The 24,907-nt window shown below is 62.2% G+C and carries 17 protein-coding genes; 10 read left to right on the forward strand and 7 right to left on the reverse strand.

Annotated features, from left to right (window positions below; genetic code table 11):
* The first annotated feature begins 118 nt into the window (after positions 1–118).
* The 9 genes from ACM6IP_RS05515 to ACM6IP_RS05555 all read left to right on the forward strand — a co-directional run bounded on the left by ACM6IP_RS05515 (position 119) and on the right by ACM6IP_RS05555 (position 12,074).
* A complete protein-coding gene (locus ACM6IP_RS05515; protein ID WP_414861122.1) occupies positions 119–1,234 on the forward strand; it encodes a CaiB/BaiF CoA transferase family protein in 1,116 nt (371 codons plus the stop codon).
* Between the two features lie 38 nt (positions 1,235–1,272).
* Positions 1,273–2,136, forward strand: coding sequence for an MBL fold metallo-hydrolase (locus ACM6IP_RS05520; RefSeq protein WP_414861123.1), 864 nt, complete (start codon positions 1,273–1,275; stop codon positions 2,134–2,136).
* A 135-nt stretch (positions 2,137–2,271) separates the two neighbouring features.
* On the forward strand, positions 2,272–3,099 hold the full coding sequence (locus ACM6IP_RS05525; RefSeq protein ID WP_414861131.1) for a MaoC family dehydratase N-terminal domain-containing protein: 828 nt from the start codon (positions 2,272–2,274) through the stop codon (positions 3,097–3,099).
* A 48-nt stretch (positions 3,100–3,147) separates the two neighbouring features.
* Positions 3,148–4,308, forward strand: coding sequence for an acyl-CoA dehydrogenase family protein (locus ACM6IP_RS05530; RefSeq protein ID WP_414861124.1), 1,161 nt, complete (start codon positions 3,148–3,150; stop codon positions 4,306–4,308).
* A gap of 10 nt (positions 4,309–4,318) precedes the next feature.
* Positions 4,319–5,686 (forward strand): MmgE/PrpD family protein, encoded by a 1,368-nt coding sequence (locus tag ACM6IP_RS05535; protein WP_414861125.1) that lies wholly within the window; start codon positions 4,319–4,321, stop codon positions 5,684–5,686.
* On the forward strand, positions 5,676–6,884 hold the full coding sequence (locus tag ACM6IP_RS05540; protein ID WP_414861126.1) for a CaiB/BaiF CoA transferase family protein: 1,209 nt from the start codon (positions 5,676–5,678) through the stop codon (positions 6,882–6,884). The genes ACM6IP_RS05535 and ACM6IP_RS05540 overlap by 11 nt, the downstream gene beginning before the upstream one ends.
* 13 nt (positions 6,885–6,897) lie before the next feature.
* On the forward strand, positions 6,898–7,719 hold the full coding sequence (locus tag ACM6IP_RS05545) for an HpcH/HpaI aldolase/citrate lyase family protein (RefSeq protein ID WP_414861127.1): 822 nt from the start codon (positions 6,898–6,900) through the stop codon (positions 7,717–7,719).
* A gap of 1,114 nt (positions 7,720–8,833) precedes the next feature.
* Positions 8,834–9,646: a polyphosphate kinase 2 gene (gene ppk2, locus ACM6IP_RS05550; protein ID WP_095170084.1), complete on the forward strand. Its 813-nt coding sequence runs from the start codon at positions 8,834–8,836 to the stop codon at positions 9,644–9,646.
* 40 nt (positions 9,647–9,686) lie between these two features.
* Positions 9,687–12,074 carry a DUF3772 domain-containing protein gene (locus ACM6IP_RS05555; RefSeq protein ID WP_414861128.1) on the forward strand — a complete coding sequence of 796 codons (2,388 nt, stop codon included), beginning with the start codon at positions 9,687–9,689 and terminating at the stop codon, positions 12,072–12,074.
* A gap of 24 nt (positions 12,075–12,098) precedes the next feature.
* Here the strand turns inward: ACM6IP_RS05555 and ACM6IP_RS05560 are convergent, their stop codons facing one another.
* From ACM6IP_RS05560 to ACM6IP_RS05590, 7 genes are all read right to left on the reverse strand, one after another.
* Positions 12,099–13,742, reverse strand: coding sequence for a fatty acid--CoA ligase (locus tag ACM6IP_RS05560; RefSeq protein WP_414861129.1), 1,644 nt, complete (start codon positions 13,740–13,742; stop codon positions 12,099–12,101).
* Positions 13,743–13,765: 23 nt separating this feature from the next.
* Positions 13,766–15,550: an acyl-CoA dehydrogenase C-terminal domain-containing protein gene (locus ACM6IP_RS05565; RefSeq protein ID WP_414861130.1), complete on the reverse strand. Its 1,785-nt coding sequence runs from the start codon at positions 15,548–15,550 to the stop codon at positions 13,766–13,768.
* Positions 15,543–18,092: an efflux RND transporter permease subunit gene (locus ACM6IP_RS05570; protein ID WP_159995972.1), complete on the reverse strand. Its 2,550-nt coding sequence runs from the start codon at positions 18,090–18,092 to the stop codon at positions 15,543–15,545. Before ACM6IP_RS05570 ends, ACM6IP_RS05565 begins: the two co-directional genes overlap by 8 nt.
* A gap of 31 nt (positions 18,093–18,123) precedes the next feature.
* Entirely contained in the window at positions 18,124–19,197 is a 1,074-nt protein-coding gene (locus tag ACM6IP_RS05575) for a WD40/YVTN/BNR-like repeat-containing protein (RefSeq protein WP_159995970.1), read from the reverse strand.
* Positions 19,198–19,273: 76 nt separating this feature from the next.
* Positions 19,274–20,632 carry a DUF1329 domain-containing protein gene (locus tag ACM6IP_RS05580; protein WP_095170090.1) on the reverse strand — a complete coding sequence of 453 codons (1,359 nt, stop codon included), beginning with the start codon at positions 20,630–20,632 and terminating at the stop codon, positions 19,274–19,276.
* A 40-nt stretch (positions 20,633–20,672) separates the two neighbouring features.
* Positions 20,673–22,685 (reverse strand): DUF1302 domain-containing protein, encoded by a 2,013-nt coding sequence (locus ACM6IP_RS05585; protein WP_095170091.1) that lies wholly within the window; start codon positions 22,683–22,685, stop codon positions 20,673–20,675.
* A gap of 129 nt (positions 22,686–22,814) precedes the next feature.
* Positions 22,815–23,381: an RBBP9/YdeN family alpha/beta hydrolase gene (locus tag ACM6IP_RS05590; RefSeq protein WP_095170092.1), complete on the reverse strand. Its 567-nt coding sequence runs from the start codon at positions 23,379–23,381 to the stop codon at positions 22,815–22,817.
* A 354-nt stretch (positions 23,382–23,735) separates the two neighbouring features.
* Here ACM6IP_RS05590 and ACM6IP_RS05595 point away from each other — a divergent pair, with 354 nt between their 5' ends.
* The gene (locus ACM6IP_RS05595; RefSeq protein ID WP_159995966.1) at positions 23,736–24,782 is read left to right on the forward strand and encodes an AraC family transcriptional regulator; all 1,047 of its coding nucleotides are present in this window, start codon (positions 23,736–23,738) and stop codon (positions 24,780–24,782) included.
* Positions 24,783–24,907: the final 125 nt, after the last annotated feature.

Consider the following 24,907-nt stretch of genomic DNA (forward strand, 5'->3'; position numbering starts at 1 on the left):
CCACCCATGCCGGGGGGGATGTTCGATAGGGGGGCTCTGTTAGCGTATTGGTGACGTTATTGGCCAATCACGGGCGTTTGATGCCCGGTTGTCAGGTCCCGACAAATAAGGAAAAAACATGCTGTCAGGTATCAAAGTCGTAGAAATCTGTGGCATCGGCCCGGGGCCGTTCTGTGCCATGCACCTGGCCGATCTGGGCGCGGAGGTGATCGCTGTCGAGCGTGCGGAATCCGTCTCGATCACTGGCGAAGCCAACGCGCCGGCCAACCCACTGAACCGTGGCAAGCGCTCGGTGGTGGCTGACCTGAAAAGCCCTGAAGGGCGCGCAGCGGTGCTGAAACTTATCGAGAGCGCTGACGTTTTGATCGAGGGCATGCGCCCCGGCGTCATGGAACGTCTTGGCCTCGGTCCGCAAGAGTGCCAGGCGCGCAACCCGCGGCTGGTTTATGGGCGCATGACCGGCTGGGGCCAGAACGGCCCGATGGCCAGCGCCGCCGGTCACGATAACAATTACATCGCGTTGTCCGGTGCGCTGTACCACAGCGGTACCGCTGGAGAAGCACCTTCATCGCCGATCACCCTGATCGGTGATATCGGCGGCGGCGCGCTGTACCTGGCGGTCGGTGTATTGGCGGGAGTCCTCAAGGCCCGGCAGACCGGCAAGGGCACGGTGGTCGACGCCGCCATCGTCGATGGCTCGGCGCACATGATGCAGTTGATGATGTCGCTGTCGCGTCGTGGCTTGCTCCAGGAGCAGCGCGGCAAGAGCGTTCACGATGGCTCGCACTTCTATGCGACTTATCGCTGCGCCGACGACCAATATGTCGCGCTGGGCTCGATGGAGCCACAGTTCTACGCGCTGTTGCTGCAAAAACTCGGCCTGCGGGATGATCCGCGCTTCGCCAAGCAGTGGGATGCGCAACGTTGGGCCGAACTGCGCGGGTTGCTGGCCGAGACATTTGCCAGCCAGCCACGCGCCCACTGGTGTGACCTGCTTGAAGGCAGTGATGCGTGCTTTGCACCGGTGTTGAGCCCACGTGAAGCCGCGCAACATCCACACATGGTGGAGCGGGGCGTGTACTTCGAGCGCGACGGCATGCTGCAAGCCAGCCCTGCGCCGCGCTTCGATGGGCAGGTCGCGACACCGGGGGCGATTCCGACTCGCGGCGCGCACACGGCCCAGGTCATGGCCGGCCTTGAGGGCGACGACCTCGCGGCTGTCTGGCGCTCGTAAGCATTGGAACGACATCTTCACGCAAGGTACAACACTCAATGAACCGTCGCATTTGCGCATTGGACGGCCCGGGTCGCAGGCTCGATGGCGGGGTGATGTTCGGCAATACTCCGCGCTCGCGCTGGGCCGACTGGGTCCGCCCCGACCACGACAACCAGATCCGCCTCGCCTCACGTGCCTTGCTGGTGCAAGAGAACGGCAACAACATTCTGGTGCTGGCTGGCAGTGAAGCGCTGCTGGCACCGTTACCCAGAACGTGTCGCTGCCAACAACACCCCAAGGGCCTGCTCGATTCGCTGGCCCAGCATGGCTTGGGCGAGGCCGATATCGATGTCGTGGTGTTGGTTCACCTGCACGCCCGGCTATCGTCCCAGTTGCTGAGCGCCATCGAGGACGGCGACATGCCGCGACTGTTGTTCCCGAACGCCCGCTACCTGGTGGGTGAGCGTCATTGGGAGCGTGCCCGTCGGCCACATCCTCGAGACCGCGCACTGTTCATCTCGCCACTGCTTCACCGACTGGAAGACAGCGCTCGCCTGACGTTGCTCAATGGCGTCGACAGTGACCTGCTTGGCAGTGGCTGGCAGTTTCACCTCAGTGATGGTTTCACCCCCGGGCAACTGCTGCCGGAAATCGCTATGCCGGGTGGGCCGGTGCTGTTCGCGGGTGACTTGATCCCCGGTAGCCATTGGTTGGAACTGGCGGTCACTAGCGGCTATGACCGCAACCCCGAATGCCTGATCGGCGAGAAAGAGCGCTTGCTCGATCACCTCGTCAGCCAGCGTGGGCGGATTTTTTTCAGTCGCGATCCGGACGTGGCGATGGCCAAGGTCATGCGCGACAGGCAGTCGCGTTACCTGGCTTTCGACCTGTATTGCACGCTCAGCCAATTCGAAAGCTGAGTACCCGTCTATCCCGTAGCCGTTTCAACGACGGCTTGTCGTACCCCCCCCCCCGAGCAGGGGAGTTCTGCGCGACGCACGAACATCCGAGCATAGGGCATACGCGCCCTGACAGGATTTTTGTGCATGAACTCCATGACCGACTCCCCCTATGCCGCCTTGATCGGGCGCAGCGAACAGACGACTGAGCATCTGAGCGCCAGCCTGGTCAAGCGCATCGCTGCAACGTTGGGCGAAAAACCTCCTGCTGCGGGCCAAGCATTGCCGGCGCTGTGGCATTGGGCATTCTTTCAACCTGCGGTAGATGAGGCTGGTCTTGGTGACGACGGCCATCCGGCCCGGGGTGGAATCCTGCCACCTGCGCAGAATCGCAACCGGATGTGGGCGGGCGGACGCGTGGAGTTTGTGCAACCACTGCGCGTCGGCGCTGAAGCCACCCGTATCACGACCGTATTGAAGGTCGAGGAAAAGACCGGACGCAGCGGCTCGCTGCTGTTCGCAACCCTGCGTCATGACTACATGCAGGACGGGCAACTGGCGATTCGCGAGGAGCAGGACATTGTCTACCGCGATCCGACCCCACCCAAACTCGACAGTGGCGAAGCGTTGCCCCTGGCGGGTTGGCAGGAGTCGGTCACGCCCACGCCGACCTTGTTGTTTCGCTACAGCGCCGTGACGTTCAACGGCCATCGCATCCACTACGACTGGCCTTATGTCACCGACACCGAAGGCTACCCCAGCCTGGTGGTGCAAGGACCTCTGATCGCCACACTCAACCTGCGCGCCTTTTGCCGGGCCAATCCGCAGGCAAATATCCGTCGCTTTGAATATCGCGGCATCCGACCGCTGATTTCGCCGCAGCCCTTCATCGTTGGCGGGCGTCTCTACGCGCCCGGCAAAGCTGAACTGTGGGCCGGCAACGAGGCCGGAATAGCCCAACGCGCCGAACTGACTTTCGACTGATGGGTTGCTTTTGCCTGGCAACCCCCTAACAAGAACCGAGGAAAATCGATGAATCCCCACAGTGAAGAACTCAATGCGATCCGAGAAGGTGTGCGTGCGTTGTGCGCTGAATTCGATGCCGCTTACTGGCGTGGAATCGACGAGCAAAAAGGCTTCCCGGAAGACTTCGTCGAGGCATTGACCAAGGCCGGTTGGCTGGCGGCGATGATCCCGGTGCAATACGGCGGCTCGGGCCTGGGCCTTGCCGAAGCCTCGGTGATCCTCGAGGAAGTCAACCGTTGCGGTGGTAACTCCGGCACTGTGCACGGGCAGATGTACAACATGTTCACCCTGTTGCGAAACGGCAGCGAGGCGCAGAAAAGCTATTACCTGCCGAAACTCGCCAGCGGCGAATTGCGCCTGCAATCGATGGGCGTCACCGAGCCTACCACCGGGACCGACACCACCAAAATCAAGACCAGCGCCGTGCGCAAGGGCGACAAGTATGTGATCAACGGGCAAAAGGTGTGGATCTCACGCATCCAGCATTCCGACCTGATGATCCTGCTGGCGCGCACTACGCCGCTGGCGCAGGTGAAGAAAAAGTCCGAGGGCATGTCGATTTTCCTGGTCGACCTGCGTGAAGCCATCGGCAACGGCCTGACCGTGCAGCCGATCGCCAACATGGTCAACCACGAGACCAACGAGTTGTTCTTCGACAACCTCCAGATTCCTGCCGACAGCCTGATCGGGGAGGAGGGCAAGGGCTTCAAATACATCCTCGACGGCCTGAACGCCGAGCGCACCCTGATCGCGGCCGAGTGCATCGGCGACGGTCGCTGGTTCGTCGAGAAGGCCAGCGCTTATGCCCGCGACCGCGTGGTGTTCGGCCGTCCCATCGGGCAGAACCAGGGCGTGCAATTTCCGATTGCCGAGGCCCATATCGAAATCGAAGCGGCCGACCTGATGCGCTGGCGCGCCTGTGAAGAGTACGACAGCGGGATCAACGCTGGCGCCAGCGCCAACATGGCCAAGTACCTGGCCGCGAAGGCTTCATGGGAAGCCGCCAATGCGTGCCTGCAAACCCACGGCGGTTTCGGTTTCGCCTGCGAGTACGACGTCGAGCGCAAATTCCGCGAAACACGCCTGTACCAGGTCGCGCCGATCTCGACCAACCTGATCCTGTCCTACGTCGCCGAGCACCTGCTCGAACTGCCGCGCAGCTTTTGAGGAGCAACCCATGAACCATACCCGTTCACTGGCGGCGTTCCTGGCCCGGTTGAGCCTTGCCGATTTACCGGAACCGGTGCTTGCCCGCACCGAAGACCTGTTCCTCGATTGGTTGGGGTCTGCGCTGGCCAGCCAGGGCGCGCATCCGATCCCGTTGTTCGAGCGCTATGCGGCAACCATGGGCCCGGCCAACGGTGCGGCGACCATTGTGGTCAATGGCAAGGGCACGTCGCCGTACTTTGCCGCACTGGTCAACGGCGCCGCTTCGCATCTGGTCGAGCAGGACGACTTGCACAATAGTTCGGTGCTGCACCCGGCCACCGTGGTGTTTCCCGCGGTGCTGGCCGCGGCACAGGACCTGGGCAAGTCTGGCGCGCAATTGCTGTTGGCGTCCGTGGCCGGTTACGAGGCCGGCATCCGCATCGGCGAATTCCTCGGTCGCTCGCACTACCGGATTTTCCACACTAGCGCGACAGTCGGCACCCTGGCGGCTGCCGTGGCGGTCGGCAAGTTGATGGATTTCGATGAAGAGCAATTCATCAATTTGCTCGGCAGTGCCGGGACGCAGGCCGCCGGGCTGTGGGAGTTCCTGCGCGATGCAGCAGATTCCAAACAGCTGCACACCGCCAAGGCTGCCGCCGATGGCTTGTTGGCCGCGTACCTGACCGCCGATGGTTTGACCGGGGCACGCAACATCCTTGAGGGCGAGCAGGGTATGGCTGCCGGCATGTCCAGCGACGCCCGGCCGCATTGCCTGTCCGACCGCCTCGGCAGCCGCTGGGCACTGTTGGAAACCTCCTTCAAGTACCACGCTTCGTGTCGCCACACCCATCCCGCCGCCGACGCGCTGTTGGCGTTGATGCAACGCGAACAATTGCACCATCAGCAGATCGCCAGAGTGGTCACGCGGGTGCATCAAGGGGCTATCGATGTGTTGGGACGGGTCACGGTGCCGCAGAGCGTGCATCAAGCGAAATTTTCCATGGGCACGGTGCTCGGCCTGATCGCCGTGCACGGCAAGGCGGGGTTGCCTGAGTTTCAGCAACTGGCCTTGACCGACCCGGCGGTCAGTGCGTTTCGCGACAAGGTATCGATGCAACTGGATGCCGAAGTCGACAGCGCCTATCCGCAGCGTTGGCTGGGCCGTGTTGAAGTGCAGACCACTGATGGACGCCTGCTGCGCGGGGCAATCGATTCGCCCAAGGGGGATCCGGACAACACGCTGGGCCGTCCTGAACTGGAGGACAAGTTCCGCAGGTTGCTGGCGTTTTCCGGTGCATTCAACAGCGATCAATCCGCGATTTTGATCGAACGCGTCTGGCGCTTGCGCGATGCCGCCAACCTCAGTGGTTTGATGGAGATGGACAATGAACAGTGAAAACCCGCGCCCACTGGACGGAATTACCGTGGTCAGCCTTGAGCACGCGATCGCCGCGCCATTCTGCACGCGGCAACTGGCGGATCTCGGTGCACGGGTGATCAAGGTCGAGCGTCCTGGCAGCGGCGACTTCGCCCGTGGCTATGACCAACGCGTGCGCGGCATGGCCTCGCATTTCGTCTGGACCAATCGCTCGAAGGAAAGCCTCGCGCTTGATCTCAAACAGCAGGAAGCCCAAGTCATTCTCGAGCAGCTTCTGCAGCAAGCGGACGTGCTGGTACAGAACCTTGCACCGGGCGCCGCCGCGCGTATGGGCTTGTCGTTCGAGGCACTGCACAAGGACTACCCGCAACTGATTGTCTGCGACATTTCCGGCTATGGCGAAGGCGGCACCTACCAGGACAAGAAGGCCTACGACCTGCTGATCCAGAGCGAAAGCGGCTTTCTCTCCGTGACCGGTAACGCCGCGGAGGAGGGCATGGCCAAGGCGGGTTGCTCGATCGCCGACATTTCTGCCGGCATGTACGCCTACAGCGGCATTCTCTCGGCACTGCTGCTGCGGGGCAGGACCGGGCAGGGCAGTCGTGTCGAGATTTCGATGTTGGAAAGCCTGGTGGAATGGATGGGCTTCCCGCTGTACTACGCCTTCGAAGACGCCACGCCACCGCAGCGCACAGGCGCGTCCCACGCGACGATTTATCCCTATGGACCGTTCCCGTCAGGCGACGGCGGTACGGTGATGATCGGCCTGCAAAACGAGCGCGAATGGGGGCAATTCTGCGAACGAGTGCTTCAACGTCCCGAGCTGCGAGACGACGAACGCTTCAGCGCCAATTTCAAACGCTCGGACAACCGCCAGGCCTTGCGCGCGATCATCCTCGATGTCTTCGCACAGCTGGACGCCGCGACCATTATCGAAAGACTGGATGCCGCGCAAATCGCCAACGCCCAGGTCAACGAGATGTCAGGTGTCTGGGAGCATCCGCAGCTCAAGGCACGAGACCGCTGGACAGAAGTCGCCAGCCCGGTAGGCAACCTGCCGACGCTGTTGCCGCCGGCCAACAGCAACGCATTTGCACCGCGCATGGCGGCGGTACCGGGGCTGGGTGAGCACAGCGGCGCCGTCCTCGCCGAGCTGGGTTACAGCGCAGTAGACATTCAACGCCTGAGCGAAGCAGGCATTGTCCAAAACGGTTGAGGGAGGCGTATTTATGTCCAGTCTGTTGGTGCGCTCGGCGCTGTTTGTGCCGGGCAACCGTCCTGAGCGTTTTGCCAAGGCGTTGGCCAGTGGTGCCGACGTGGTGATTGTCGATTTCGAAGATGCGGTGGCTCAGGCGGATAAAGCATCGGCCCGTGAGCATCTGGCAGCTTTCTTCCAGCAGCAGCCGGATGCCCGCGTTCTGCTGCGGATCAATGCGGCAGGAACCGCTGAACATGAAGCTGACCTGGAGCTCTGTCGCCAGCAGCCTGGAGTGATCGCAATTGTGCTACCAAAGGCCGAATCAGCAGCCCAAGTGCACCACGTTGCAAGTAGCGGGAAACTTGTTTGGCCGATCATCGAGAGCGCTCTGGGCGTGCTTTCAATAGGCGCCATTGCATCGTGTGCCGGCGTGCAGCGATTGACGTTCGGGGCGCTCGATCTCGCGCTTGACCTGGGTTTGAAACCTGGCAGCCCAGGCGCTGAAACCGTGTTCGACCAGACCCGTTTTACGCTGTTGCTGCATTCGCGGGTGAACCACCTGCAACCGCCAATGGACAGCGTCTATCCAGCCTTCGAGGACGACAGCGGACTGGCCGAGTTCATGCGCCGAGGCGGCGACATGGGCATGGCTGGCGCCTTGTGCATCCATCCGCGCCAGGTGCCGGTGGTGCATGCTGCGCTGGCACCCAGTGCTGAAGAAATAGCGTGGGCGCAACGCGTGGTCAGCGCGGCTGAGTCTGGCGAGGCCGCGTTCAAGGTTGATGGAGCAATGGTCGATGCGCCGGTGCTGGGTAGAGCGCGAATGATGTTGGCGAGGGCTTGTCACGGTTAACGGGGTTGTGTTGAGTAATGCCGATCTGGTCGCGTGGGCGGCTAGGTCGGTTGAGGATCGGCGTGAGGGAAATCGTCCGCAGATTGGCGGAGTCGTATGACGGTTTACGAAGTGGTGTGCGATGAACATATCCTTCATTTAACATAATATACATTATGCGAAGTGCCGTATGGGGAGCCCAGGGGCTCTGGAGGTCAGATTTGAAGACAGGCACTACCTACTAATCAGTCCCCCGGGTCCAGCTTGCTGCCTTGCGATGTCACTGGCAATCCCAATGCCTCTTGTGCACCACGTTCCTGGTGATGATCCGCTACGTTGGCCAACGACGATCTCAGTACTTTCATCAGCACCACGTTGGATAGTTTCGCGCTGTTGGGCGCTCGTCAGTTCCAGCTGTGGCTGCTTTACCTTCCAGGCTGTGAATTGGTTCGTGGCGCTTACGTGCTTGGCCGTCGGCCTGGGTGTTCTGTTGTGTACGCAATGAAAACCTCCCGGCGTCTTACTATTGCCCTGGATCGCCGTGGTTACGGGTTCAACCATCCTGGGGCGTAGATCCGTCTTTGCCATCCGCAACGTCCAGCGTGTGTTGCCGTTCTGTGGCGGTCATGGCGCCGAGCCTGATTGATATGGACCTCGGTTCTTCGTGTGAACGCTTATCCGTATTTGTTCTGCTGGTATGCACCTGAAGGCGCTGGAAGCCCTGTATTTCGGGCCTTTCGTGGTTTCGGCTGCTGTAGGAAATAGCACTTTTTCGGCTTTTTTGACGATGTTGGCTATTTCCCTATTCCACAATTTCCGGGTTCGTTGTGCTGGTGATGGATGGGGATTTACTGGATTTGCGCGTTATCGTTGATGTTCTTCGCGAGCGAGCTCGCTCCTACATAATAGGGAGCATCTTAAGCGTTCATCCATTAAATGCGGGGTGTGCCCTGCCCTTGATATTCCTATAACTTATAACTCAACTAAAGGTCTATTTAGTTGAGTTATATATCAGTGGGCGTTGAGTCGCTTCCGATCACCCTACTCCACAGTTACTGATCTATGTCCGGTGCAGTTAGCGTTGTGCGGTTATCCTGACTACGCTTGAGTTCGGATCCTTATCGGAGTTTGGTTAATGAGTAAGAAAAAACAGGCGCTTGCGAAAGCGCAGCCTCCCGCGCCGCTCGGTCGCAAGGACTACGAGAAGCAACTTGCCGCCCTGCATGTCGAGCTGGTGAAGTTGCAGCAATGGGTGGTTGCCACGGGGGCCAAGGTGGTCATTGTGTTTGAAGGCCGTGATGGTGCGGGCAAAGGCGGCACGATCAAGGCGCTGACTGAGCGCGTGAGCCCGCGGATCTTTCGGGTGGTGGCCTTGCCTGCTCCGTCGGAGCGGGAAAAATCGCAGATGTACCTGCAGCGCTATATGCCGCACATGCCGTCCGCTGGCGAAGTGGTGATTTTCGACCGCAGTTGGTACAACCGCGCGGGTGTGGAACGGGTCATGGGGTTCTGCACCGAGGATCAGGCGCGCGGGTTCCTTGAGCTGACGCCGGGTTACGAGCGGCTGATGGTCAACTCCGGGATCCTGCTGTTCAAGTACTGGCTGGAGGTCAGTCCGGAGGAACAAAGCCGTCGCCTCAAGGAGCGCATCACCGACGGGCGCAAGACCTGGAAACTCTCGCCCATGGATATCAAGTCCTACAACCGTTGGGATGAATACACCCGTGCGCGCGACGAGATGTTCCAGGCTACCGATTCGGGGTGGGCGCCCTGGCATGTGGCCCGCTCGGAGAACAAGAAGTCGGTGCGGCTGAATGTGATCACTCACCTGCTGGAGCACATTCCCTACGAAGCTATCAAGCAACCACGAGTTAGGCTGCCCAAGCGCAAGGTCGGCGAGTACAAGACTATCAACTATCCGTTCAAATACATCGCCGAACGGTTCTGAGCCCCAGGGCAAGTGATACACCACAGGACCGGGCGCAGCTATGGGCAATGCGTGGAAATCGATGTGGTTGCTGGTGCTCGTCCTGTGCGGGTCGGGGTCCATTGCCTCGGCCGCGGACTCCAGCCCAGCCAGCCTGGTGGCCAAGGCTGATCAGGCGACGTTCGTCGTTGCGCAGAATGAGTTGCCGGGCTTGCAGGCCCGGCTCGATGGCCTCAAGCAGCAGGTGTCGCTGGCCGACACCCTGTCCCAACTGGTCAGCCTGCAGGATTTGATTCAGACCTACCTTAACGACGTCGAGCGGCAGCAGTCGGCGCTGCTGCCGGTGCAGGCCCAGCTCCAGGCCCAATTGGGGGTGCTGGGCCCCGCCTCCGCTGACGAACAGGCGCCGGAAAATACCGGCATTGCGATCCAGCGCATCCATATCATCGAGCAGAAAGACAAGCTCGACAGCAGTTTGAAAGCCCTGGCCGGGCTCAAGGCCAGTGCCACCGAGCTGACCACCCAGATTGCCGCCCTGCGCCGCAGTCTGCTGGAAAGCGAAGTGACGCAGCGTATCAACAGTATCCTCAGCCCGAATTTCTGGCGGCCGTTGATTGCTCCGCAAGCTACGGACCGCCAACGGCTCAGTGCGGTGCTGCAGGAGATTGGCGCCACCCTGGCCTCGGTGTGGCAGCCGGGCCAGCGCCTGGTCAGCAGTCTGTTGCTGCTGCTGGCACTGGCGGTCTGGACCCTGGGCCGCAGCGTCGCTGAGCGGGGGCTGTTCTGGGTGTGCATTCATCGCATGCCCGAAGGCCGGTTGCGCCGTAGTTCCCTGGCACTGGCGTCGATCCTGGCCACGTTGCTGACCGCTGCCTGCGCCTTGCAGTTGCTGTTTTATGCGGTGACGCGGCAACTGCCATTGACCCCCATGCTGCAAAGCCTGGCCGAAGAAATCGAAAAGCTGGTGTACACCTGCGTGCTGATTACCGGCCTGAGCCGCGCCTTGCTTTCGACCCGCCATCCTTCCTGGCGACTGCCGGCGATTGCCGACCCTGTGGCCCTGGCGATGGAACACTTTCCGCAGATCCTGGCGGGCGTGCTGCTGGTCCTGGTGACGCTGTCGCAGATCGCCAACGTCAGCGGCATGAGCCCCCAGGCGGTGATTTTCGGGCGTGGGGTGACTGCGCTGATCGTGACCCTGATCCTTGCGATCCTGCTGTTGCGCACCAGCAAGATCCGCCGGGCCGTGGCCGCCAGCGGTGAGGCCCCGGAGGCCGGCACCACCCTGGCCGGGCTGATGTACGCGTTCGCCAGCCTGGCGATCGTGGTCTCCATGCTGGCGCTGTTGATTGGCTACATCTCGCTGGCCCGGTTCATCACCTATGAAATGGTCTGGATCTTCATTGTGTTCTCCGGTTTCTACCTGCTGATACAGCTGTTCAAGGACCTTTGCGAGTACCTGTTTTCCCCCAGGCAAGCCAGCGGCAAGGCGCTCAAGCAGTTGCTGGGGATTGGCGATGCACGCCTGGAGCAGGTTTCGACTGTGCTGTCGGGGGTTGGCCGCGCGAGCATGCTGTTGTTCGCCTTGATTGCGCTGCTGGTGGGCGGCGTTGGCACCACCTTCGGCCAACTGTTCGCCCAGGCCCTGGAGATTCTCGGCGGTGCGGGCTTGCGCAAACTGAACATCATTCCCGGGCACTTGCTCAACGCGGTGCTGGCGTTGTTGATTGGCATCTACCTGATCCGCTCACTGCGCCGCTGGCTGGACAACGAGTTCCTGCCCAAGACCGCGATGGACCCCGGCATGTGTGCGTCCCTGAGCACGCTGTTTGCCAATATCGGTTACGCCCTGGTGATTCTGCTCACCCTGTCATCGCTGGGCGTGCAGTGGACCAACCTGGCCTGGATCGTCAGTGCATTGTCGGTGGGCATTGGTTTTGGTTTGCAGGAGATCGTCAAGAACTTCGTCTCCGGCCTGATTCTGCTGACCGAGCGCCCGGTCAAGGTCGGCGACCTGATCAGTATCAGTGGGGTCGAAGGCGACATTCGGCGGATCAATGTCAGGGCCACGGAAATCCAGCTCAGCGACCGCTCCATAGTGATCGTCCCCAATTCCCAGCTGATTTCCCAGAACCTGCGCAACGTGACCCTGGGCGGTAGCGCCCAGGGGGTGGCAACGCTGGAGCTGACCTTCGCGCTGGATATCGATCCCGAGCAAGTCAACGACCTGCTGTTCAACACCTACTGCGAACACGAGAACATCCTCGACCACCCTGCCCCCTTCGTGCGCTTCAGCAAGTTGACGCCCGACGGCATCACCCTGACCGTCACCGGCTATGTCAGCAGCCCGAGAGTTGTCGGCAAGATCAAGAGCGACCTGCTGTTCGAGATCCTCAAGCGCCTTTCAGCCGCCGGCATCTCCCTGGCCAAACCGGCGGCTACGGAGTGACCGCCGGCAGCGGCCACCCGGGTTTCAGCTGGTTGCTTGCTCGCGGATCAGCTTCTTGTTGATCTTGCCGACGCTGGTCTTGGGGATCTCGCTGACGAACTTGAATTGCTTGGGGATCGCCCACTTGTTGATCCGCCCGATGTCGACAAAGCTCTGTAAGTGCGCTTCGAGGATCTTGCGGTCAAGGTAATGCCCGGGCTCGCACACCACCAGGGCCATGGGCCGTTCACCCCACTGCTCGTCGACAATGCCCACCACTGCCACCGACATCACTGCCGTGTGCTCGCTGATCAGGCTTTCCAGCTCCAGGGAACTGATCCACTCCCCGCCCGTCTTGATCACATCCTTGATCCGGTCCTTGATTTCCACACCGCCCATGGCGTCGATCGATGCCATGTCGCCAGTGTGCAGCCAACCGCCCTGCCACAGCTCGGCGCCCTTTTGCGGCTCCTTCAGATAACCCTGGGTCAACCAGGGTGCGCGCACCACGATTTCGCCCTGGGCTTCACCGTCGTGGGGCACATCATTGCCTGCGGCATCGATGATTTTCAGGTCGACCATTGGCACCGGCACCCCGGTCTTGATGCGCGTGGCCAGTTGGTCCTGCATCGGTTGCTGCAGGTCCTCGGTGCGCAGGTAGGTGGTGCAGAGCACCGGGCAGGTTTCCGACATGCCGTAGCCACTGTGCACCTGGATGCCCCTGGTGCTGGCTTCGCTGGCAATGCCCAGGGTCAGCGCACTGCCGCCGAGGAGCATCTTCCAGCCATCAAAACGACTGTGCTTGCCAGCCTCGCAGTTGAGGATCATCTGCAAAATGGTCGGCACACAGTGGGAAAACGTAACCTTCTCCTCACGGTACAACTGCACCAGGCGATTGGGCTCATAGCGCCCCGGGTACACCTGCTTGAGGCCCATGAGTGTGGCGACATAGGGCACGCCCCAGGCATGCACATGGAACATCGGGGTGATGGGCATGTACACATCATCGGAGCGCAATAGCGGCAGGCCTTGATAGACCCCCAGGGTGCCCACCGCATTGAGGGTGTGCAGCACCAGTTGGCGGTGGGTGAAATACACGCCTTTCGGGTCGCCGGTGGTGCCCGTGGTGTAGAACAGCGTCGCCACCGAGTTTTCATCGAAGTCGGGGAAGTCGTACTGGTCCGCGGCCTCGGCCAGCAGTTGCTCGTACTCCCCCACCACCGGCAGGCAGGTGTCGGCTGCCGTCTCGTCGCTCAGTTGCAGGTAACCTTTGACCGTCGTCAGTTGCCCCTGCAACTGTTCGACCAGGGGCAGGAAGTCGTCATGCACCAGCACCAGGTCATCCTCGGCGTGGTTCATGGTGAAGAGCACCTGTTCCGCCGACAGGCGAATGTTCACGGTGTGCAGTACCGCGCCGATCATCGGCACGGCAAAGAAACACTCCAGGTAGCGGTGGCTGTCCCAGTCGAGCAAGGCCACGGTGTCCCCGGCCTTGACGCCGGCGGCGGTCAAGGCGTTGGCCAGGCGGCGGATCCGCTTATTGAGGGTCTGGTAGCTGTAGCGCAGTTTGTCGGCGTAGACGATTTCCCGCCCTGGCTCGTAGCGCACCCCGGACAGCAGCAACTGCTTGATCAGCAGAGGATAGGCATAGGCGCCGGCGGCCGGTGGAATGATTTTTGTCGCGATCATGCTGGGGTTCCTTGTCCGTTCAATCAGAACTGCGTGGCTGGCAGTTCATACAGGCAGGCGCTACCGGCCCTGACCGAGGCGCTCAACGAATGGATGCGCGGCAACAGGCGGGCGAAATAGAAACGCGCGGTGCAAAGCTTGCTGGCATAGAACTCGTCTTCATTGGCCTTGCCCATGGCCGCCTGGGCCATCAGCGCCCACATATAGGCGTAGGCGGTGTAGCCGAACACTTGCAGGTACTCCACCGAGGCCGCGCCGATTTCATTCGGGTTGTCCTGCGCCCGATCCAGCAGCCAGGCGGTCAGTTCGTCGAGGTTGTCGACGGCGGCGCCCAGCGGCTTGCAGAACTTGCCCATGTCGGTCCCGGTCCCGGCATTGGCGATGAAGTGGCGAATTTCTGCAGCAAACAGGCGGTACAGCGCCCCGCCGCTGCCGACGATCTTGCGTCCGGCTAGATCCAGGGACTGAATGCCGTTGGTGCCTTCGTAGATCTGGGTGATCCGCACATCACGCACCAGTTGCTCCTGCCCCCACTCACGGATGTAGCCGTGGCCGCCGAACACCTGCTGGCCGTGCACCGTGGTTTCCAGGCCCATGTCGGTGAGGAACGCCTTGGCCACCGGCGTCAGCAAGGACACCAGCTCCTGGGCGCGAGTGCGGGTTGCCGAATCTTCGCTGTACTTGGCGGTGTCCAGTTGCAGCGCGACGTAGCTGGAGAAGGCCCGGCCGCCCTCGTTGAGAGCTTTCATGGTCAGCAACATGCGTCGCACATCCGCATGCACGATGATCGGGTCGGCGACCTTGTCGGTAGCCTGCGGCCCCGTTGGTGCGCGGCTCTGCAAGCGATCGCGGGCATACTCGACCGCGTTCTGGTAGGAGCGTTCACCCAACGCCAGGCCCTGGATACCCACGCCCAAGCGCTCGTAGTTCATCATGGTGAACATCGCGGCCAGGCCCTTGTTTGGCGCATCGACGATCCAACCGGTGGCGCCGTCGAAGTTCATCACGCAGGTGGCGGAAGCCTTGATGCCCATCTTGTGCTCGATGGAACCGCACGACAGCTCGTTGCTGGCGCCCAGTGAGCCGTCGTCGTTGACCAGCACCTTGGGCACCAGGAACAGGGAAATGCCCTTGGGCCCGGCGGGTGCATCCGGCAGTCGCGCCAGCACCAGGTGGATGATGTTCTCGGTCAGGTCGTGCTCACCGCCGGTGATGAAGATCTTGCTGCCGCTGATCCGGTAACTGCCATCGGCTGCCGGCTCGGCGCGGGTGCGAATCAGCCCCAGGTCGGTGCCCGCATGGGCTTCGGTCAGGCACATCGAACCGGTCCAGGTGCCGGCGTACATGTTCGGCAGGTAGCGTTGCTTGAGCGCCTGGCTGGCATGGGCGTTGATCGACAGGCAAGCGCCGGCAGTCAGCATCGGGTACAGGCCAAACGACAGGCTGGCCGAGTTGACCATCTCCTCGACCTGGGCCGAAATCGCCTTGGGCATGCCCATGCCACCAAACTGCGGATCGCCGCCAACACCCACCCAGCCACCTTCGGCAAATGCCTGGTACGCCTCGGCGAACCCCAGGGGTGCAGTCACCTTGCCGTTGTCCCAACCACAGCCTTGCTCGTCACTGCTGCGGTTGAGTGGCGCGATCACTTGTGCACTGATCTTGCCGGCCTCCTCAAGGATCGCCGCGGCTGTCTCTTGATCGATGACCTCGGCCAGGCCCGGCAATTGCGCCCATAACCTGGAGACCTGGAACACCTCATTGAGGACAAACTGCATGTCACGCAAAGGGGCTTTGTAATCAGACATAGTTGGCTTTCTCACAAGTTGTCAGTGCATCAGGTGTGCCCTGACGTTGGGATGTACCGGTTGCACCGGCGGGGGCCACGGGGTTTTCGGCTGCCAGCCGACGCTCCAGCGCCGGGTCTCGCAGCAGGAAGTACGACAGGGCCGGAATCAGGATCAGCGCACCCAGCATGTTCCACAGGAACATGAAGGTCAGCAGGATGCCCATGTCCGCCTGGAACTTGATCGGCGACCAGACCCAGCACACCACGCCGGCGGCCAGGGTGATGCCGACCAGGCCCACGACCCGGCCGGTGAACGACACGGCATTGCGGTAGGCCTGGGCCAATGGCAGGCCCTGGCGCTGGTACTGCAGTTGCACACTGAGCAGGTACAAGGCGTAGTCCACGCCGATCCCCACACCCAGGGCGATCACCGGCAGCGTTGCGACCTTGACGCCGATGCCCATGACCACCATCAGCGCTTCGCAAAGGATCGAGGTCAGTACCAAAGGCAGCAGCGCCACCAGGGTTGCCCGCCAACTGCGGAAGGTAATCAGGCAGAACAGCGTGACCGCCGCGTAGACATACAGCAGCATGCTGCGATTGGCTTCGCGTACCACGATATTGGTGGCTGCCTCGATCCCGGCGCTGCCGGCGGCCAGCAGGAACTGGCGATCTTCGCTGCTGTTGTCGCGGGCGAATTTATCGGCGATGGCCACCACCTCATCCAGGGTCTGGGCCTTGTGGTCCTTGAGGTAGGCAATCACCGGCATCAGCGAGCAATCGGTGTTGAACAACTCCGGGGAGTTGACCGAGGCCTGCTGGGCCGCATAGTTCAAGACGTCCTGGTTGCGCTGGATGCTGTTGAGCTTGGGGTTGCCCTCATAGGTGCCCGCAGTGATCTGGCGCACCGCATTGACCAGCGAGGTGGTCGCCTGCACGCCCGGTGACTGCTGCAGCTCCCAGGCCAGTCGGTCGGCGAGTACCAGGGTCTTGTAGTTCAGGCAGCCTTCGGGGGCGGTCTTGATCATCACCGCGAACAGGTCGCTGGACAGCGCGTAGTGCTGGGTGATGTAGGCGTTGTCGCGGTTGTAGCGAGAATCGGCGCGCAGCTCCGGGGCCCCACTTTCCAGGTCGCCGATCTGCAGCTGCAGGCTGATCATGAAGCCGCCGATGCCCATCACCAAGGCCACCAGCACTGCGCCCGTGGCCCACTTGGCGCTGGTGAAACGGTCGAGCCAGTCCCACAGCTTGCCAAAGCCCTTGTGGCCGTCAGCCCGGGTGTCGATCTTCAGGGCACGCTCGGCCGCTTTGCGGCCGACACCGACATAGGACAGCGCCACCGGCATCAACAACAAGGAGGTAAAGATCAACACCGCAACGCCAATGCTGGCGCTGATGGCCAGGTCCTTGATCACCGGGATGTCGATCAGCATCAGCACCGCGAACCCCACGGCGTCCGCCAGCAGTGCGGTGACCCCGGCAATGAACAGGCGGCGAAAGGTGTAGCGCGCGGCGATCAACTTGTGGGTGCCACGGGCGATGTCCTGCATGATCCCGTTCATTTTCTGCGCGGCATGGGACACGCCAATGGCGAAGATCAGGAACGGCACCAGCACTGAATAGGGGTCGATGGCATAACCCAGCCAGGCGACGATGCCCAGTTGCCAGACCACCGCGATCAGCGAGCAGCCAACCACCAGCAAGGTGCTGCGCACGCAACGGGTATAGAGGTAGATGATCAGCAGCGAGGTCACTACCGCCAGGCCGAAGAACATCATCACCTGGATCAGGCCATCGATCAGGTCGCCCATCAGTTTGGCGAAACCGATCACCCGGACCTTGTACGGGCCCTTGCCCTCCTCCCCGGACGCGTGGGCGGCCTTGTCGCCGGCATACTCGATCTTGTCGCGCAGTTGCTCTTCGAGCATCTGCGAGAACGCATGGTAGTTGATCGGCTGGCCACCGGCGGCGGCCTTGTCCAGCAGCGGGATGATCAGCATGCTCGACTTGTAGTCACTGGCCACCAGGCTGCCGACGATGCCGGCCCGGGCGATGTTCTGGCGCAACTGCTCGATCTGCTCGGGCTTGCCCTCATAGGTATCGGGCATCACCGGACCACCCTGGAAGCCTTCCTCGGTGACTTCAGTCCAGCGTACGGCCGGGCTCCACAACGACTTCATCCAGGCGCGGTCGACGCCTTCGGTGAGGAACAACTGATCATTGACCTGCTTGAGCACGTCCAGGTAGGCCGGGTCGAAGATATCGCCCTGGGTGGTCTCGACCACCACCCGCACCGAGTTGCCCAGGCCGCGCAGGGACTGGCGGTTCTCCAGGTAGTTCTGGATGTAGGGCTGGCTTTGCGGAATCATTTTTTCAAAGCTGGGGCGCAATTCCAGGCGCGTGGCGGCCATATAGCCCAGCACCAGGGTCGCCAGCGCCATCAGCAGCATGAACAGCGGCCGGTAGTTGAACACCAGGCGCTCCAGGCGGTTGCCGGAGCGTTGGTCGAAGTCACGCACGTCGCGGATGACCGGCATGGTGTCTTGCTTGATATTGCCCATGTCTGGGTTCTCGCTCTAAGGATTCGAGGTCTTATTCGGCGGCCAGCGCCCGTGCACCACGGCTGCCCACTACCACCAGCGCGCCATTGACGGCCTGGGTGGCACCGGTCACCGGTGTGGGCGCGGCTTGCGGCACCAGGTGCAACTGCGCGCCAGGCCCCTGGCTCAGCAGCACCTGCCCGCCCTGGGTGAACAAGTGGTACTGGCCCTTGCTGTCGAGCAGGCCGGCGGTGATGCTGGTGTGCAGGCCCGTGTCCAGCGGCATCCAGCTCAGGCCGCCATCGACACTGCGCAGCACGTTGCCGCGCAAGCCGTAGGCAAGCACCTCGCCGGGTTTGCCGAGCACCCCGAAAAAGCTGCCCTGGTAAGGCGTAGTCAAGGCCACGAAGCGTTGCCCGGCCTCATCCCAGCGCAGCATCAAGCCCTGCTCGCCGGCGATGTACAGCGCATCGCCGGTGGAGGCGATGGCGTTCAGGTGAAAGCCCTGGGGGTTGTCGGTGCGGTCCTGGAACGGCGTCCAGGTCAAGCCACCGTCCTCGGTGCGCAGGATCAGGTTGAACACGCCGACCACATAACCGAGTTGGTCGTTGGCGAACCAGACGTCGAGCAACGGCTTGTCGGCGCCCTGCTCCACCATGCGCTGGCCTTCGTCTGCCAGTTGCGCCCAGCGCTCGTTATCCGGCTCGGCCCTGGCCAGGTCGCCGTAATGCTTGACCAGCAAGGCGCCGATCTGGCGTCCGTCGAGTTGTCTGGTCCAGCTCGCCCCAGCATCGCTGCTGTGCAACACCACGCCGTCGTTACCCACCGCCCAGCCTTGTGCTGGCGATGGAAAACTCACCGCGTTGAGATCCGCGCTCACCGGCACCACGGCTTGTTGCCAGTGGGTGCCGCTGTCGTCGGAATACAGAATATGGCCACGCTGGCCGACCGCGATCAGTCGCTCGCCGGCCCGCGCCATGCCTGACAACGGGCTGCGCACCGCCAGCGGGCTGACTTTGGCTGGCAGGTCCAGGACATCGACGTAGCCAGCGGCCAATGTCAGGCCCTGGCCAACGGCAAGCACGGCGCCCAGCGCCCATTGCAGGTACTTTTTGTACGAACCCATACCGCGTCCTCTTCGAAAAACTGCGCCAGGCCACACAACCGTGTGGCCTGGCGTTGACACCTGGCGTCCTTGCCGATCAGCGAATGCCCGAACCTGCCAGGGACTCCGGCGACCACTGCGCCTTGGAGAGTGGCTCGATGTACTTGATGCCGCCGTACGGGCCGACCACACCGTTGATGTTGTAGGAGCCACCGACCAGGTCGTAGATCATGAAAGGCGTGGAATCCGGGATCTGCTTGTCATAGCTCTGGCTGAGAAACGCGAAGGAGCCGCGATACAGTTGGCCACGGGCGTCGTACTGGTCTGAGGCCAGAGCGGTCCAGCTGTCTTCATCGAGGTAGAAGCGGCGTTTCTGGTAGATGTGCCGGGCGCCGGCCTTGAGGTTGCCCTCGACCACCCACACCCGGTGTTTTTCCCAGCGTACATAGTCCGGGGCCAGGTGATTGGGGGTCGCCAGCGCCTTCGGATCCTGGGCGTAGGTCAGCTTGTAGGTGTTGTAGGGCACGATCATTTCCTGCTTGCCCACCAGCTTCCAGTCGTAGCGGTCCAGCGCCCCGTTGAACACGAATACATCGTCGTAGGTGCCCGCGCCGGCGGTACCTGGGTTCGGTGTGTCGTAGGCCAGGTTCGGGGCCAGCTTGACGCGACGCTGGCCAGGCAGGTATTGCCAGGCGCGACGTGGTTGTTGCAGCGGGTTGGCGGCGTCCTTGAGCATGATCGCTTCGCCGGCCCGGCGTGCAGGACCGGTGTACGACAGCTTCATCTGGTAGTACACGTCGGCACTGCTGATGGGCTGCGCGAGGTTTTCGTAGATCGGGTAGGAAATCATTGCCTGGCCGGTGATCGCCAGGCTCGCCACGCCGGCGGAGTCGACGTTCCAGGAGTCGTACTTGGAGTTGATGTTGACCCCCTGGTAGCGCAGCAGGAAGTTCCACATCGCCTCGTTGCCCGACTGCGGGATCGGGAACGGTACGCCGGGCAGCACGTTGTCGATGGCCAGGCCGCCGTCCAGGGACTTGGCGCCGGTGGCGTTCTTCAGGCCATTGTCCAGCACGGCCTTGGGCAAGGTGACGGTGCGGTGGGTCGGGTAGACGTTGACGTGAAAGGTCGGGAAACGCTTGGCCAGCTCCAGGGTGGTCGCCGTCAGCGCGCCCTTGTACTGCTCGGCATTCTTGCCGTCGATCACCAGCACCGGCTTCTCATCGGCAAAAGGGTCCGGACGCATGCTGTCGCCGGCCTTGAAGCTGGCCGGTGGCGTGGTCAGGCCGCCGCTGTAGGCGGGAATCGAGCCATCGGCATTGCCGGCCTTTTCTGCCCCGACCAGGGTCAGGCTGCTGCCCAGCTTGGCGGCTTCCTGGGCGGAGACGGCGGCTTGGGCCTGGCCGGCTATGACCAGGGCCAGTGAAGCGGCCAACACGGTGTGCACGAATTTCATCTTGTTATTCTCCTGCTGATTCGAGTCAGCGATTCGTGAGTTAAAACGTGGTTTTCATCGTCAGGTACAGGGCACCACGGTCTTGGGTAGTGGCTCCGCCACCGGAAAAGGCTGAGTAGCCCCCGCCATAGCAGGCGTAGTTTTCGTTACCGCTGAAGGCGTTCGGGGTCGAGCCGTCGCCGCTGCCGGCATTGGCTGCGCCGGTGCTCGAACCGCTGTTGTCACACTTGTCGGACTTGCCGAAGGAATCGACGTACTTGAGGTCGACAAAGTATTTGTTGTACGCCACGGCGCCGAAGCCGACTGCGTAGTTGCCGGTGTCCTTGGCGCCCCCGCCGGAGACTGGCGAGACACCGTCCAGACCGACGTTGACCGACAGCGGCATGTTGAGGTCGACGCCCGGGAATACCTGGTACCAGGTCGGCGTGAAGTTGACGGCAATGCCCCAGTTGTCGCGGGTTGGCGCGTCGATCCCGCGATAGCTGCCGTTGCCCTTGTACAGCGCCTCGTTTTTGTCATCGAGCTTGAGCAGGTTGCTGTAGTACAGCTCGGCGAGCAGGTTGGCCGAGTCGTACAGCGGGCTTTTTGGCAGGCTCACCAGACCGTTGAGGGTCCAGTGCAAGGTGTCGCCCGTGGCGCTCATGCTGTCGCCCCGGCTCGGGGTGTCATAGACCACACCGGTGGCGGCAGTACGGGCCGGCAACAGGCCAAGGCCGGCGCCCAGGCCCAGTGGCCCGGAAGAACTGACAATCGCCGGAATGCTCGCCAGCGGCATGTTGTGGCGGATATTCAGGTCCGAGCCGACGCTCACCCCACCCACGTCCTTGGACAGGCTCAGGCCGAACACCTGGATGTTGTCGGCATAGGCCAGTTGGTAGGTGCTGGTGCTCAACGAGTTGAGGGTGTTGATCACGGCCGGCACTTGCCCGGTCGGCGGGGTGCCGCTGGGGTTGGCCGAGCTCAGCCCGGTGGCGTTCAACCAGGCTTGCGGCAGGATGTCCGAGGTGTTGCGGTAGTAGACGCCGAGGGTGCCGTCCAGCCAGGCCGGAGACCATTTGGCCATCACGCCCCAATCACCGCTGCTGCCCGGCGTCAGGTCATGCCCACGACGCACGTTGGTCAAGCCGTTGCACGGTGCCAGGCCACAGCCCAGCGGGCTGCCCGGGACCACGGAGTTGGTGTTGCCGAGCAGGAAGGATTGCGCGCCGAAGCCCACGAGGTCGGAGCCGCCATAGTAGGTGCCGGCTTCCGGCAGGCGCGCGGCGTCCCAGTCGAGGAAGTACTGGGCGCCGACGGTCAGCTCCGGATTCACGGTGAACGACATCGACAGCTGGTTACGCGGAACGAACAGCTCCTTGGCTTCAGTGCCCGGCGACGCCGCCAGCTTGGCCAGGTCCAGGCCCGATTGGCCGTAGCTGACCGAGTGCACCGGGTTGAGCAGGGTTTCGCCCCAGAACACGTTGTGCTGGCCGGCCTTGACGCTGAGCAACGACTCCTCGCCCACTTCGGTGCTGTAGAACACGAACGCGTCGAGGATTTCCCCGGACGGCCCGGTGTAGTAACGCTGGGCGTAGTTGCTCAGGTGCGGGCTGCCGTTGCCGACATTGTCGCCCGTGACACCCGCCAGGCGTGGGTCATTGGCCACCAGGCCGGAGCGCGCATCGTTGCCGTTGACGAACGGATTGGAGTTCGAGCCAGCGTTCTCATAGGCCTTGTCGTACCAGCTGGCGGCGCTGACCCGAAAGCCCATGCTGTTCTTGTAGACCACGTCCATCTCGGTCAACAGGTCGATACGGTTGCTGATGTTGGTACCGGCCTTGCGAAAGTTGTAGTCGCCATCGTTGTTGTTGGGTGTCGCCAACATGCGTTTGTCGGCGCTTTCAGTGCGTACCCCGTAGTTGTACTTGACGGTGTTGTCCAGGCGCGCGGTCCAGTCCGGGTTCCCCGTGTCGAGTTCAAAACCGTGGGCCACCGGCATGCTGGCGGCGAGGATGGCCGAGGCCAGCAAGGTGTAACGCGATGGGGTGAAACCGTGACTCTTATTGTTGTGCATTAACGTGTCTCCGCCTTTTTGTAGTTGTTTTAAGCGCAGCCGCCCTCTCGTCACCCCTTGTTCCAGGGGTTGACGCTAATCAGCAATGAGGGCAATAGCCGGTTGACTCGGGGTCTTGCGGTGCCTGGACTAACGATCCAGTTCCTGGATCAGGGTGTAGGCCTGTGGCCAGGGGCCGAAGCCCGCGGCCGGGTTGAGATGACCGACTGCGCCGATGTTGCGCAGTTCGGCGCCCCAGCCCTGGGCCATGCGTTGCACGGCTTGTAGGCTGGCCAGGTGATCATTGGTGCTGGCGGCGACCAGGCTGCGGAACGGCAGCGGGCCATTGGGTAGCGGGTCCCAACCTTGGGTGCGCAAGGTTTCAGGGGATGGGTAGCCTTGCGGCCAGGCGGCATCGAGGTCGGGTGGCGCGGCCAACAGGGCGCCCTTGATCGCACGTGTGTGGCGGGCGGCCCAGTGCGCGACCATCAGCACACCGGCACTGTGGGCCACCAGGATCACCGGCCCGTCGATCTGCTCCAGCGCGTGCTGAATCGCCTCGACGCGCTTGGCGCAATCCAGTTTGTCGGTGGTCAGTGGGGGAACGCTGCGCACCTTGCAAAGTTGCTCGGCCAACAACGTTTGCCAATGCTCGGCAACGTGCTCGCGCAAGCCCGGTACGATCAGAACGGTTGCGGCAGTCTGCAATTTGTCCACTTCAACACCTACGCTTTCTCGATGACTCGACTGGCTCTATCGCCAGAAGCTTTTTGTAGTGCTGACATTAAAGAGCGCCTACCCCCGGTGCTTTTCATTAGACGTCAGTGACTTTTCTTTTGATGACAAATTTGCCGCCGGGGCGTTGGCACGACCGTTGGTCAAAAAACTCGACGGTTGCGCGCCAGCCCACTGTAATCAATGGGTGGACGCCGATGGCGGGTGTCAGCGTGCCTGCCCCGGACCACAATCGGCGGCAGACTAGTGCTGACTTCACAACTGTTCAATTGATCAGGTGCTGGATATAGTCGCCCCGCTCGCTTCCATCGCAATCGGCTCAGGAAAGACTTCCGCATGACCAAGCTTGTTCGCGCCGCCGTCTTGACCAACTACCTGGAAGTCACCCAGTACCTGGGGTTCAACCCACGCGATGTGATGGCCGGGGTCGGCCTCAGTCGCGCCCAGTTGCTCGCCCCGGAACAGCGCATCCCGATCGATGCCGCCGTGCGCCTGCTGGAAGACTCGGCCCTGGCCAGTGGCTGCCAGACCTTCGGCCTGAGCATGGCCGAGTCGCGCCAACTCTCGGATTTCGGTGTGGTCAGTCTGTTGCTCAGCCACCAGCGGACCTTGCGCGACGCCTTGCAGGTGGTGGTGCACTACCGGCACCTGATGAACGATTCGCTGGCGATTTTCATCGAAGAAGCCGGCAAGATGGTGATCATTCGTGAAGAAGTGGTCACCGAGACGCCCATGCCCTCGCGCCAGGCCACTGAGCTGGCAATCGGGGTGATGTTTCGCCTGTGCGCCGCCTTGCTCGGCAGCCATTGGCATCCTTACCGCGTGCATTTCACCCACCAGCCTCCCGATAACCTGCAACTGCATCGGCGGCTGTTTGGCTGCACCCTGGAGTTCGGCAGTGAGTTCAACGGCATTGTCTGTTCCGATGCCAGCCTGGACATGACCAACCCCCATGCCGACCCGGCCATGGCCCGCTATGCACAGAGCTACCTGGACTCGTTGCTGAGCCACGAGGGCGCCTCGATGTTGTTTGAGGTGCGCAAGGCCATCTATCTGTTGCTGCCCATGGGGCGCGCGACCATCGAGCAGATCGCCCAGACCCAGGGCATGAACGTGCGCACCCTGCAGCGCCGGCTCAAGGAAGATGGCTGCGCCTTCAACGACCTGGTCAACGAGGTCCGGCGCGACCTGGTGCTGCGCTACCTGGACAACCCCAACTACACCCTGGGACGCATCGCCGACATGCTTGGCTACTCCATGGCCAGCTCCTTTACCCGCTGGTTCATCACCCAGTTCGGCATGCCCCCGGCGGCATGGCGCAGCGCGCAAAAACAGGGCAGCAAACAGCCAATCGACCTGCCTCCCCTCCCCGGCGAACTGTAGGCGCCGGCACGGGCTGAGTACGCTCTGGACCGTCATCGCGGGCATAGGTATCTACACAACTTTGTAGCGGCCTGTGGCGAGGAAGCTTGCTCCCGTGGCGGCCTCTGGGGGGTTGGATTAGACCG

Source organism: Pseudomonas sp. IT-P176 (assembly GCF_949767245.1).
Taxonomy (GTDB): Bacteria; Pseudomonadota; Gammaproteobacteria; order Pseudomonadales; family Pseudomonadaceae; genus Aquipseudomonas.